A 12637-nucleotide genomic window follows, 5' to 3' on the forward strand; every position below is an offset into this window, starting at 1 on the left:
CTCGCCGCTGGCGCGCACGAAGTAGGTGGCGTTGGGGTGCCGCACCAGCAGCTTGCCGATATCCAGCCTGCTCTCGACATAGTCCTGCGCCGGGGAAGGAAAGCCGCAGGCCACGCGATCGGCAAACAGCGGTAACGTCAGGGGTTCAGCTGGTGAAAAAGCATACAACCTTGAATTGCTCAGCATAATCATAACCAAACTGTATATTTATACAGTAAGGCATAAACAAAACGCGAACGCGTGCAACCTCCAATCCCCCTGCAGATCGCGCTTTGCCGCGTAATATAATAATTTTCTGAGCGATTTTTTTTTACGCCTGCTAAGCGTTTCACCGCCCCTTGCACACACGTTATCCACTAAAACTGTGGATAACCTGCAGGGGGCGCCGGCAGACGTCATTCCCTGCGCGAGCGGGATCAGAATCCTGTATAATCCCCACACCTGCTAATAAGAATTCATCCCCGTCGGCGCCTCGTCACCGACGGTCACGAGAACGTTATGAACAAGCACCTGCTCCTCGCAGAAACCGACGATATCAAACAGGAATGCCTGTCGCGCCACGCGGTCTGGCAGCGCAACGATCTGGCCCAGGCGCAACAGGATTGGCTGGCGGAAGAAGTGCCGGTCGCCCTGGTGTACAACGGCATTTCCCACGTGGTGATGATGGCGACGCCGAAAGATCTGGCGGCCTTCGCCATCGGTTTTTCGCTGTCCGAAGGCATCATCGCCTCCCCCGACGATATCTACGACATCCGCCAGCAACCGGCCTGCAACGGCATTGAAGTGCATGTGGAACTCTCGAGCCGCCGTTTTATGCAGCTGAAAGAGAAGCGCCGCAGCCTGGCCGGCCGCACCGGCTGCGGTGTCTGCGGGGTGGAACAACTGCAGGAGGTCGCCCAGCCCATCGCGCCGCTGCCCTTCACGCAGCGCTTCGATTTGGCCCTGCTCGACCGGGCGTTGGCGCAGCTGCAGGAGGTGCAAACGGTGGGAAAACTGACCGGCTGCACCCACGCGGCGGCCTGGATCCAGCCGGATGGCGCGCTCAGCGGCGGGTGTGAAGACGTCGGCCGCCACGTGGCGCTCGACAAGCTGCTGGGCTACCGCAGCCAACAGGCGTGGCTGCAAGGGGCGGCGCTGGTGTCGAGCCGCGCCAGCTATGAAATGGTGCAAAAATCCGCCATGTGCGGCGTCGAGATCCTGTTCGCCGTTTCCGCCGCCACCCGCCTGGCGGTCGAGGTGGCCGAGCGCAGCAACCTGACGCTGGTGGGCTTCAGCAAGCCAGGGCGCGCCACCGTCTATACGCACCCGCAGCGGCTCTGGCAATCGACGACGGTGGCCTAACGCCGCCGGATAAGAATCGACTATTCTCAATAGCAGGACACCAGGAAGCACCCACGTCATGATAATTCGCCCGAACCAGAACTGGTTTTTTCGCCTGTTCGCCTGGCACGGTTCCGTGCTGTCAAAGATCACCTTTCGCCTGTCGCTGAACGTGCTGATGTCGATAGTGGCGGTGATCAGCTATCAATGGTACGAACAGCTCGGCGTGCATTTGACCATCGCGCCGTTCAGCCTGCTGGGCATCGCCATCGCGATTTTTCTCGGCTTTCGCAATAACGCCGGCTACAGCCGCTTTGTCGAAGCGCGCAACCTGTGGGGCTCGCTGCTGATTACCGAGCGCTCCCTGCTGCGCCAGATCAAAAGCCTGCTGCCGGACGAACCGGCGGTGCACCAGAAGGTCGCCAAGCTGCTGATCGCCTTCAGCTGGAGCCTGAAGCATCAGCTGCGCGCCACCGATCCGACCGCCGATCTGTACCACAACCTCAGCAGCAAAGAGCTGGCCGAAGTGATCGCCAGCCCGATGCCGACCAACCGCATCCTGCTGATGCTGGGCCAGGAGATCGGCAAGCTGCGCCGACGGGGGCTGCTGAGCGACATCACCTTCGAGCTGCTCGACAACAAGCTGAGCGAGCTGTCCCACGCCCTCGGCGGCTGTGAACGGCTCGCCAGCACGCCGGTGCCGTTCGCCTATACCCTGATCCTGCAGCGCACCGTTTACCTGTTCTGCAGCCTGTTGCCTTTTGCCCTGGTGACCGATCTGCATTACATGACACCGTTTGTTTCGGTGTTCATTTCCTATACCTTCTTATCCTGGGACTCACTGGCCGAAGAGCTGGAAGATCCGTTCGGCGTGTCGGCCAACCATCTGCCGTTAAACGCCATCTGCAACACCATCGAGCGCAACCTGCTGGAAATGAACGACCAAAGCCCGCTGCCGCCGCCGATGAAACCCGACGAGCACTTTAATTTGATCTGATCGATTTCACCCGAACACACTGGAGCCGAATGCAATGAATGCAAATAACAATCCGCCGCAAGCCGTATTCACGCCGGTAACGCGCCATGCCATCTTCATCGTCGCCACCCTGTCGCCCGTTCCCGCCCATCTGGCGGCGGTGCGCGCCTGGTGCGGCGACATCGCCGCCGTGGTGCGTTCGGTCGGCAAACGCGCGCCGGCGGGCAACCTCACCTGCGTTTGCGGCTTCGGCTCCGAAGCCTGGGATACGCTGTTTGGCGCCCCGCGCCCTCGCCAGCTGCATCCGTTCAGCCCGATCGGCAGCGGGGAACGCGTCGCCGTCGCCACGCCCGGCGACATCCTGCTGCATATCCGCGCCGATGAAATGGATCTGTGTTTCGAACTGGCCTCGCAGCTGGTCGGCAAGCTCGGCGATGCCGTGACGGTGGTCGAAGAGGTGCACGGCTTCCGTTACTTCGATCAGCGCGCCATGATCGGCTTCGTCGACGGCACGGAGAACCCGGAGGGGCACGAAGCCTTCGACTACACGGTGATCGGCGACGAAGACGCGGCGTTCAGCGGCGGCAGCTATGTGCTGGTGCAAAAATACCTGCACGATATGCAGGGCTGGAATTCGCTCAGCGTGGAAACGCAGGAGAAGATCATCGGCCGCCATAAGCAGTCCAACATCGAACTGGATGAAGCGGTCAAACCGTCGTCATCGCACAGTTCGCTGACCACCATCACCGACGAGCAAGGCAACGAGGTGAAAATTCTGCGCGACAACATGCCGTTCGGCCGCCCCGGCCTGCGCGAATTCGGCACCTACTTTATCGGCTATGCGCGCTCCCCGCAGCCGATCGAGCAGATGCTGGAAAACATGTTTATCGGCCGCCCGGCCGGCAACTACGATCGGCTGCTCGATTTTAGCCACGCGGTGACCGGCACCCTGTTCTTCGTGCCGTCCGCCCCGCTGCTGGAAGCGCTGGCCGATCGCAGCGGCGCCGAACTGCACTGATTTTGCCTGGGCGCAGGGCCGCAGCGATCAACCTTTGGTTATCCTGCAGCCCTGCGCATCGATCACCGGCTCCCCATCCTCTTTGCTGAAAGCCCCGCGCTGCGGATCCGGCAGAATATCCAACACCGCCTCCGACGGCCGGCACAGGCGCGTGCCGAGCGGTGTCACCACAATGGGCCGATTGATCAAAATCGGCTGTTGCAGCATGAAGTCAATCAGTTGCTCATCGTTCCAGCCGGTCTCATCCAGTTTCAGCTCGGCGTAAGGCTCGACGTTTTTACGCAGCAGCGCGCGTGGCGTCATCCCCATTTCGGCCAGCAGCGCAATCAACCGTTCACGGCTGGGCGGTGTTTCCAGATACAAAATCACCTCCGGCTCAACGCCGCTGTTGCGGATCAGCGCCAACGTATTGCGCGACGTGCCGCAAGCCGGGTTGTGATAAATCTTGATACTGCTCATGACGGTTTCTCCTATCAGGATCAAACGGACAGCCGCAGCGCCAGCGCAGCCAAGGTGACGAACAGGATCGGCAGCGTCATCACCAACCCCACGCGAAAATAATAGCCCCAGGTAATGACGATGTTCTTCCTTGCCAACACATGCAGCCACAGCAACGTGGCCAGGCTGCCGATCGGGGTGATTTTGGGGCCGAGATCGCTGCCGATGACGTTGGCGTAAATCATCGCCTGCTTGATGACGCCTTCCGCGCCGCTGCCGTCGATTGACAACGCCCCCACCAGCACCGTCGGCATATTATTCATGACGGAAGAGAGAAACGCGCTCAGGAAGCCGGTGCCGAGCGTCGCCGCCCACAGCCCCTGCCGCGCCAGCGCGTCCAACACGCCGGAAAGCAGCTCGGTCAAGCCGGCGTTGCGCAGCCCGTAGACCACCAGATACATGCCCAGCGAGAAAATCACGATCTGCCAGGGTGCCCCGCGCAGCACTTTGCCGGTGTCGATCGCGCGCCCACGTTTCGCCACCGCCAGCAGAACCAGCGCGCCGCAGGCAGCGACCAAACTTACCGGCACGCCGAGCGGCTCCAGAGCGAAGAAGCCAATCAGCAACAGCGCCAATACCGCCCAGCCGGCTCGGAAAGTCGCACGATCGCGAATCGCTTCTTGGGGTATCGGTAAACGCGTCAACGCGTAGCGCCGCGGAATATCCTTGCGAAAGAACAGATGCAACATCACCAGGGTCGCCGCCACGGCGGCAAGGTTGACCGGCACCATCACCGCCGCATACTCCGTAAAGCCCAGCCGGAAGAAATCCGCCGAAACGATATTCACCAGATTGGACACCACCAGCGGCAGGCTGGCGGCATCGGCGATAAAGCCCGCCGCCATCACGAAAGCCAGTACCGCCGCAGGGCGAAAGCCGAGCGCCGACAGCATGGCGATCACGATCGGCGTAAGGATTAACGCGGCGCCGTCGTTCGCAAACAGCGCCGCCACCACGGCCCCCAGCAGCAGCATGTAGGTAAACAGCCATCGGCCTTTGCCGTTGCCCCAGCGCGCGACGTGCAGAGCAGTCCAGGCAAAGAAGCCGCTCTCATCCAGCAGCAGGCTGATGATGATGACGGCGATAAAGGTCGCGGTCGCATTCCAGACTATCTGCCACACCACGGGAATATCGCCGACGTGCACCACGCCGCTCAGTAATGCCAATCCCGCGCCGAACGCCGCGCTCCAGCCAATGCCCAGCCCTCTCGGTTGCCAGATAACCAAGGCCAACGTCAGAATAAAGATCGCTCCTGCCACTATCATCGCCGTCTCACCGTCTCTTCACATTTACATATTCGATTTTTCAGATGTGTTTGCGCAAATTTTTTTTACCGTTACGGGCAGCCTTTCGCTACGCGTTGCGCCAACTCCATCATCTGTTCTGGCCGACACTGATAAGCCTGCTCAATAATCCCCGCCGCCCAAGCCGGCATATGCGGCGACAGGCGATAATATATCCACTTGCCATCGCGCCGATCGAGCAACAGCCCGCTTTCACGCAGCATCGCCAAATGCCTTGAGATTTTGGGTTGCGGCAGCGCCAATGCGCCCGACAACTCGCACACGCACAGCTCGCCGGCGTGGCGCAGCAACAGCACCAGCGTCAGACGCGTCTCGTCCGACAGGTTTTTAAACAGCTTCAGCGGCGTCAATGACGTCATGTCGCACTCCCGTTAACCTTATCGTCTCCGCAAATCGCTCATGAAGATACCATTTTCATATTCGGAAAAACAAATATAAAACACAAAACGTTGTCCCCCTCGCCGAGGCATATACTTATCTTTATGCTGTTCTTGCAGGAAGGAGGCACCATGCCGCTCACATTCAAACGTTCGGAAAGGCTCTCCATCGGCACCGAAATAGAGCTGCAGCTGGTCGATGACAAGCACTACGATCTTACGGATCGGGCCGACCGGGTGGTCAGCGCGGTCGGCGACCGCCGGCGCGTCAAACATGAGCTCACCAAATCGATGGTGGAGCTGAACAGCTCGGTGCACCGCGATCTCGATGAGCTGCACGCCGAGCTGCGCGCCCTGACCCATACCGTCCGGCGCAGCGCGCAGCGCCTGGGCTGTGACGTCTGCGGCGGCGGCCGCCATCTGAGCAACGACTGGCGCAAGCAGGTCATCAGCGACAACGCGCGCTACAGGCAGCTGGCCAGCCGCTTTGGCTATCTTTCCAAGCTGGCCTGCGTGTTCGGCCAACACATCCACCTCGGCGTCAACGACGGGGACGAAGCGATGTATCTGTGCCATGCGCTGACGCCCTACTTTCCGCAGCTGATCGCGCTCAGCGCATCGTCACCGCTGTACCAGGGCGTCGATACGCGCTTTGCCAGCTCCCGTTTCAGCGCGCAGAATTCCTTCCCCAACTACGGATGCCTGGAACACATCTACAGCTGGCGCGAATTCAACGCCTACTACGAACGGCTGAACGCCGCCGGCGTGATTGAAAGCATCAAGGATATTTACTGGGATGCGCGGCCCAAACCGGAGCTGGGCACGGTGGAGATCCGCATCTGCGATACGCCGCTGCGCCTCGCGCATGCCGTGCTGCTGGTCGGTTACTGCCGTCTGCTGGCTGATTTTCTGTTGCAACACCGCACGCCGATCGCGCCGGAATACGATGCCTTCACCAATTACAACAAGATCAACGCCTATCGCAGCGGTTTCGCCGCCGAATACGTCGATCCCGCGACGCTGCGCCGCAGCAGCCTGACCGCCCATATCCTGCACACTCTCGACGCGCTGAGCGGTTTCGCCGAGCGACGGGAGGATCGGGCCGTGCTACAGGCGGTCGAGCGCCATGTCCGCCAGGGCATCAGCGATTCGGAGCATATCCGCCAGATGTTGCACAACGGCCTGCCGCAGGCTCAGGTGATCAAGCGCCTGTGCGATGAGCTGTTGCAACCGGCAAGTTAAGTTTCGGCTATCGATTCCATACGCCAAAGCCGCTGTTCATTATGTGCTCTTTCGCTACAATCGTGAGCACTGACATTCACCGTATCGAGGACACCATGTACAACTTCTCCCGCTATCAGGCAAAAGAACTGGCGCTGGCTTACATGAGCGGCAAAAAACACGATCTGTCGCCGCAGGAATTTTTGCAGCAGCTGAAAAGCAGCGAGCGATCGTTTGAGCACCTGCTGAAACACGGCAGCGAAATGCCGCGTGACGTGCTGGTTAAAAGCTTCTGAACGGCCGGTTGCCGGCCACTTTCCGTTTACGCCGCCGGTGGCGAGCCTGCAGGCCCGCGCATTCCCGGCCATTCATTCCCCTCCTCACCCTGCCTCAATTCGTCCTCACAGGCGAAAATCCGATAAATTCGCCCCCAAAGGCGAATTATTGACATATTCGTATCCAGGTGCGAATTTATAGTCATCCTTCTATAAACATCGGAACATGTCATGCCGACGCCAATCAGCGTAATCAGCGGCGATCTGGTCGATTCCCGCCGATCAGACACCGTCAACTACCTCAATGAGCTGCACAGCCTGCTCGATCGGCTGCGGCGCGACGGGCGGCTGCATCAGGTGGAAATCTTTCGCGGCGACGCCTTTCAGGCGCAGGCCGCCCCGGAGGACGGGCTGCTGCTGGCGGTGTATATTCGCCTCGCGCTGCGGGCAACGGGCGCCGCGCACTGGGATGCGCGCGTCGCCGTCGGGCTGGGCAGCCAACGGCCCGACGCCGCCGGCTATGGCAGCGCCTTTATCAATTCCGGCAGCGCGTTGGACGCCATGGCGAAAAATTGCCGGCTGGCTCTGAAAACCGACAACGATCGGACAAACGCCATTGTCAGCGATCTGCTGCCGATGTTAGATCATGTGATTGGCCGCCTGTCGCAGACCGAAGCGCGCATCGTCCAGGCGAGAATGTTCGCCGACAGCGGCGCCGCCGTGGCGGATCAGCTGCAAAAAGCCGCCTCCACGGTCTCCGCCGCGTTGAAACGCGCGGCCTACGAGGAAATCATGCGGTTTATTCACGCCATTAACAGGATCGTCTGACTATGGATCTGACCTATGCGCCTTTGCTGGCCTGGCTGTTGCTCGTCCATCTGCTGGCGGATTTTCCGCTGCAGCCGCTGAGTTGGGTGGAAGATAAAATCCAGCATCGCGCGCGTTCACGTTTTCTGGTGTTGCACGCGTTGCTGCACGGGGTGCTGGCCGCCTGGGTGGTGGCCGGTTTCGGCCTGCTGCACGGCGGGCTTTCTTCACTTCAGGTGCTGGCCAGCCTGCTGATCATCGCCGTCAGCCACTACCTGATCGATTTACTGAAGGTCACCGCGATGAACCGCCTGAGCCCGGCCCGCAGTTTCCTGCTCGATCAGGGATTGCATCTGGCGGTAATCGCCTTGCTGTGGCTGGGGCTGACGCCGAATGCCGGTGAACTGCTCGCCGCGCTGGGGCGGCAACTGGGGCGTTGGCAAACCGGCCTGGTGCTGGTGGCCTACAGCCTGATTTATCTGCCGATGAGCCTGCTGATCGGGCAACTGCTGGCGCACTGGACGCCGCAAATGCCGCCTTCGGCCAAGGCCGACACCGACTCGCTGCTGCGCGCGGGCAAACAGATTGGCTATCTGGAGAGAACGCTGATCCTGACCTTTGTGCTGCTGGGGCAAATCCCGGCGATTGGCTTTTTGCTGGCGGCCAAATCTATCTTCCGTTTCGGCGATCTGCGCCAGAGCGACGATAAGATGCGCACCGAGTATGTGCTGCTCGGCACGCTGTTTTCCTTCACGCTGACCATCATGCTCGGCCTGCTGGTCAACAAACTGCTGTAGCGGAGCGGGGGCGAAGAATTTCGCCCCCGAAGTGAGTGCCGAAGCGGCTTACAGCCACTCGCCGAAGCGGCGGATGTAGAAACGCTTCATCAACTGCGCGACCACGCAGTAGCTGACCAGCGTAGCGGCCAACCACGGGAAGTATTCCCACGGCAGCGGCTGCAGGCCAACCAGGGCGCCGAGCGGCGAGAACGGAATGTAGATGCCGAGCGCCATCACCAACCCGGTGGTCAGCAACACCGGCAGCGCCGCGGTGCTCTGAATGAACGGGATCTTCTGGGTGCGCAGCATATGTACCACCAGCGTTTGCGACAGCAGCCCCTCAATGAACCAGCCGGACTGGAACAGCGCCTGGTGTTCCACGCTGTTGGCGGCGAACACGTACCACATCAGCGCATACGTCGTGATATCGAAGATTGACGAAGTCGGCCCAATCCACAGCATAAAGCGCCCGATGTTTTTGGAGTCCCACTTGCGCGGCTTGCGCAGGAACTCTTTGTCCATCTTGTCCCACGGCAGCGACAGCTGGGAAATATCGTACATCAGGTTTTGAATCAACAGGTGGATCGCCAGCATCGGCAGGAACGGAATGAAGGCGCTGGCCACCAGCACCGAGAACACGTTGCCGAAGTTGGAGCTGGCGGTCATGTTCAGGTACTTGATGATATTGCCGAAGGTCTCGCGCCCTTTGATCACCCCCTCTTCCAGCACCATCAGGTTCTTTTCCAACAGGATGATGTCCGCCGACTCCTTGGCGATGTCGGTGCCGGTGTCGACCGAAATGCCGACGTCGGCATCGCGCAGCGCCGGCGCATCGTTGATGCCGTCGCCGAGGAAGCCGACGGTATGGCCGTTGGCCTGCAGCATTTTCAGCACCCGCGATTTTTGCAGCGGCGTCAGCTTGGTGAAGACCGTGCGCTGCTCCACTTCGCGCGCCAGCGTTTCGTCATCCATCTGTTCAATCTGCAACCCGGAGAGCGGTTCACCCGGCTCCAGCCCGACGTCGCGGCAAATCTTGCAGGTGATCACCGGGTTGTCGCCGGTCAACACCTTCACCGTCACGCCGTTTTCCTGCAGTGCGGCGATCGCCTGCTGCGCGCTCTCCTTCGGCGGATCGAGGAAGGTCAGCAACCCTTGCACCACCATGTCGCGCTCGTCGGCCACGCTCAGCGGCTCGGCCGGGCGTTGCGCATCCAGCTCGCGCGTCGCCAGCACCAGCACGCGGAAACCGTCTTCGTTATACTCGCGGGCCAGCGCCTGCAGCGCCGCACGGCGCGCGTCGTCCAGTTCCAGCGTCTTGTCGCCTTCACGCACGTGAGTGGCGATCTCCAGCATCTCCTCTACCGCGCCCTTACAGATCAGCTGCTGTTTGCCATTTTCGTCCGCCACCACGATCGACAAGCGGCGGCGCACGAAATCGAACGGCAGCTCATCCACCTTGCTGAAACGCCCCAGGGCTTCGATCCCCGGTTTGCCGCGGCCAAAGCGGATCACCGCCTGATCCATCAGGTTCTTCATGCCGCTCTGATGGAAGCTGTTCAGCCAGGCCAGGTGCAGCACCTCGTTATCCCTGGCGCCGTTGACGTCGATATGGTGCTCGAGAATGATGCGGTCCTGGGTCAGCGTGCCGGTCTTGTCGGTGCAGAGCACGTCCATGGCGCCGAAGTTCTGAATGGCGTTCAGGCGCTTCACCACCACCTTGCGGCGCGACATGGCGATCGCCCCTTTCGCCAGGTTGGAGCTGACGATCATCGGCAGCATTTCCGGCGTCAGGCCGACCGCCACCGCCAGTGCGAACAGCGCCGCCTCGCTCCAGTCACCTTTGGTGAAACCGTTGATCAGCAACACCACCGGCACCATCACCAGCATGAAGCGAATCAGCAGCCAGCTGACGCTGTTCACCCCGCGATCGAACGCGGTTTGCGCCCGCGAACCGACGATCGACTTGGCCAGCGAGCCGAAGTAGGTGCGCCCGCCGGTCGCCACCACCACCGCCGTGGCGGTGCCGCTGGCGACGTTGGTGCCCATCAGGCAGATATTGGACAGCTCAAGCAGCGCGTTCTCGCTGGACACTTCCCCTTCGCTCGACTTCTGCGCCACGTTGCCCATGGCATCGTATTTCTCGATGGGGATCGCTTCGCCGGTCAAAATCGCCTGACTGATGAACAGATCGCGCGAGGCGATAAGGCGCACGTCGGCCGGCACCATGTCGCCGGCGGAGAGCTGAATGATGTCCCCCGGCACCAGTTCGCGGATCGGCACTTCCAGCGTCAACGGATGCGCGCTGTAGCTGCTGCGGCGCAGCACCGTGGCGGTGGTGCGCACCATCGACTTCAGCGCTTCCGCCGCTTTGTTGGTGCGGTATTCCTGCCAGAAACGCAGCAGCCCGCTCAGCGTGACCATGATGAGAATGATAATGACGCCGGTGAGTTCAGTTTCTTCACCGCTCTGGCGCGGCAGCCAATAATCGGTAAAGAAACTGATCGCAGCCAGCACCATCAGCACGAAGATAAACGGGTTGTTGAAAGCCTTGATCAGCTGGATCAAGGCATGCGGCGCCTTGTCGTGGGCGACCTGATTGGCGCCGAACTGCTCCAGCCGCTCATCGGCGTCGTCCTGAGTCAAACCGTTGCGGTTGCACTTCAGGTTCGCCAGCGTTTGGGCGATGCTGTTGGTCGCTTCTTCCGCAATGGCGTAGGTCACCGCGTCTTTATCACGGCGACGCGTTCTTTCATTAATCTGAGTCATAACGCTATTCTCTTATTTTCGTTCTGCGCACAGGGATATCCCGCCCGATAAACAGGTGACTCTGCGCAGAGTGGAATTTTTTAATTAGCGTGACTGAATAGCGTGATTACCCTGTCAGCCACGCAAGAATCATTTCCCTTCCGGGGTCATCGTCCATAACGCCTCCTTAATGCCCGCGTTATTCAGGCCTACCTGAATAAACACGAACATATAATCAAGTTAATAAATATTTATATCATTACTCAGACCGGTAATTCGGACGCAACGCGCCAACGAACGGCGCTCACACTTTTTTCCAGGCTGACGCGGCAGACAATACCTTCTATTTCTTTTTGCGCGGCCGGCGTGGCGGTAATTTCCGCGCACACTTCCAATTGCCCCGGGCTGGAAATATCGGCGCTGCGCAAAGATTGCAGCCGCAAGGCGACGCCGTTCAGCGCCTGCAGAATGAGGGTACGCACCAGAATTTCATCCTGCTCGCCACAGGTCACCTGAATGCGATAGCACAGTTCCAGATCGGTCGCCTGCTGGTGCGGCTGCAGATTGATGCGCTGGGCGGCCTCGCGCAGCAGGATATTGGCGCACAGGATCACCAGCGTGGCGACCACCGCATCCCAATGCTGGCCCAGGCCGCACAGGACGCCGATCCCCGCCGAACACCACAGCGTGGCGGCGGTGTTGAGGCCGCGAATGTTCAGCCCTTCACGCATGATAACCCCGGCGCCGAGGAAGCCGATACCGGATACGATCTGCGCAGCCACGCGGCCGGCGCTGGCCGGATCGGTGGACATGGAGCTGAGAATAAAGACCGCCGCGCCGGTCGCCACCAGCGCATTGGTGCGCAGGCCGGCCATGCGTTGGCGCCACTGGCGCTCGGCGCCAATTACCGCGCCCAGGCACATCGCCAGCAATAAATTTAAAACGAAAGGAGTCATAGCCATGACTGTCCCCTTAATTAACCTCAGGAGATAAAATCATGTGCTGTTTAGCACACGCAAAATCGCGCCGAAAATAAATCAGCGAATCAGCGTACTGTGCCTGGAGGGAAAAGGCTGTGGCTGCAGAATACCATAATAACGTCCAACTCAATTCACCTGAAACCATCAGGCCTCAGGAAACTTTTATATTCGGGTATGCACAGCTCAGGAATAACTGGAGAGGGGTGCTGCCCGCCGATAACGGCAAGCAACAAATCAGAAGAGAATTGGTCAGCTTGCCTTATTTGTTTTATTACAACTACAACTGTCCAATTGGGTTTCTCCACCGAAATTTTGGCTGAGTATAGTGACGTCGGGT

Annotated in this window: 14 protein-coding genes; 8 read left to right on the top strand and 6 right to left on the bottom strand. The window is 60.1% G+C overall.

Annotated features, from left to right (window positions below):
- The coding region (locus ACK3CV_RS15835; protein WP_489009873.1) for a S24/S26 family peptidase at positions 1–192 on the bottom strand (192 nt) is incomplete at its 3' end.
- A 306-nt stretch (positions 193–498) separates the two neighbouring features.
- Here ACK3CV_RS15835 and fdhD point away from each other — a divergent pair.
- From fdhD to ACK3CV_RS15850, 3 genes are read left to right on the top strand one after another with little or no spacing between them, the layout of a single operon-like run.
- Positions 499–1341, top strand: a complete 843-nt coding sequence (gene fdhD, locus ACK3CV_RS15840; protein ID WP_033635061.1) for a formate dehydrogenase accessory sulfurtransferase FdhD — start codon at positions 499–501, stop codon at positions 1339–1341.
- Positions 1342–1399: 58 nt separating this feature from the next.
- Positions 1400–2317 carry a bestrophin family protein gene (locus tag ACK3CV_RS15845; RefSeq protein ID WP_033635062.1) on the top strand — a complete coding sequence of 306 codons (918 nt, stop codon included), beginning with the start codon at positions 1400–1402 and terminating at the stop codon, positions 2315–2317.
- A 34-nt stretch (positions 2318–2351) separates the two neighbouring features.
- A complete protein-coding gene (locus ACK3CV_RS15850; RefSeq protein WP_033635063.1) occupies positions 2352–3314 on the top strand; it encodes a Dyp-type peroxidase in 963 nt (320 codons plus the stop codon).
- Between the two features lie 27 nt (positions 3315–3341).
- Here the strand turns inward: ACK3CV_RS15850 and arsC are convergent, their stop codons facing one another.
- From arsC to ACK3CV_RS15865, 3 genes are all read right to left on the bottom strand, one after another.
- On the bottom strand, positions 3342–3773 hold the full coding sequence (gene arsC / locus ACK3CV_RS15855) for a glutaredoxin-dependent arsenate reductase (RefSeq protein ID WP_048321742.1): 432 nt from the start codon (positions 3771–3773) through the stop codon (positions 3342–3344).
- Between the two features lie 20 nt (positions 3774–3793).
- Positions 3794–5077 carry an arsenic transporter gene (locus ACK3CV_RS15860; protein ID WP_048321743.1) on the bottom strand — a complete coding sequence of 428 codons (1284 nt, stop codon included), beginning with the start codon at positions 5075–5077 and terminating at the stop codon, positions 3794–3796.
- A gap of 71 nt (positions 5078–5148) precedes the next feature.
- Entirely contained in the window at positions 5149–5475 is a 327-nt protein-coding gene (locus tag ACK3CV_RS15865) for a metalloregulator ArsR/SmtB family transcription factor (RefSeq protein WP_033635067.1), read from the bottom strand.
- A gap of 150 nt (positions 5476–5625) precedes the next feature.
- On the opposite strand from ACK3CV_RS15865, the gene ACK3CV_RS15870 reads away from it, so the two are divergent.
- From ACK3CV_RS15870 to ACK3CV_RS15885, 4 genes are all read left to right on the top strand, one after another.
- On the top strand, positions 5626–6735 hold the full coding sequence (locus tag ACK3CV_RS15870; protein ID WP_033635068.1) for a YbdK family carboxylate-amine ligase: 1110 nt from the start codon (positions 5626–5628) through the stop codon (positions 6733–6735).
- 95 nt (positions 6736–6830) lie between these two features.
- Complete coding sequence (locus tag ACK3CV_RS15875) at positions 6831–7010, top strand: hypothetical protein (RefSeq protein ID WP_004935085.1); 180 nt, start codon at positions 6831–6833, stop codon at positions 7008–7010.
- Positions 7011–7220: 210 nt separating this feature from the next.
- Positions 7221–7817: a hypothetical protein gene (locus tag ACK3CV_RS15880; RefSeq protein WP_033635069.1), complete on the top strand. Its 597-nt coding sequence runs from the start codon at positions 7221–7223 to the stop codon at positions 7815–7817.
- Between the two features lie 2 nt (positions 7818–7819).
- Positions 7820–8593, top strand: coding sequence for a DUF3307 domain-containing protein (locus ACK3CV_RS15885; protein ID WP_164037633.1), 774 nt, complete (start codon positions 7820–7822; stop codon positions 8591–8593).
- A gap of 48 nt (positions 8594–8641) precedes the next feature.
- Here the strand turns inward: ACK3CV_RS15885 and mgtA are convergent, their stop codons facing one another.
- Both mgtA and ACK3CV_RS15895 read right to left on the bottom strand, forming a co-directional pair.
- The gene (mgtA, locus tag ACK3CV_RS15890) at positions 8642–11341 is read right to left on the bottom strand and encodes a magnesium-translocating P-type ATPase (protein WP_086580068.1); all 2700 of its coding nucleotides are present in this window, start codon (positions 11339–11341) and stop codon (positions 8642–8644) included.
- A gap of 242 nt (positions 11342–11583) precedes the next feature.
- Positions 11584–12282, bottom strand: coding sequence for an MgtC family protein (locus ACK3CV_RS15895; protein ID WP_025303346.1), 699 nt, complete (start codon positions 12280–12282; stop codon positions 11584–11586).
- A gap of 113 nt (positions 12283–12395) precedes the next feature.
- Here ACK3CV_RS15895 and ACK3CV_RS15900 point away from each other — a divergent pair, with 113 nt between their 5' ends.
- Positions 12396–12620 (top strand): hypothetical protein, encoded by a 225-nt coding sequence (locus tag ACK3CV_RS15900; RefSeq protein WP_164037637.1) that lies wholly within the window; start codon positions 12396–12398, stop codon positions 12618–12620.
- The last annotated feature ends 17 nt before the right edge of the window (positions 12621–12637 follow it).

The organism is Serratia sp. TSO36, assembly GCF_057808395.1.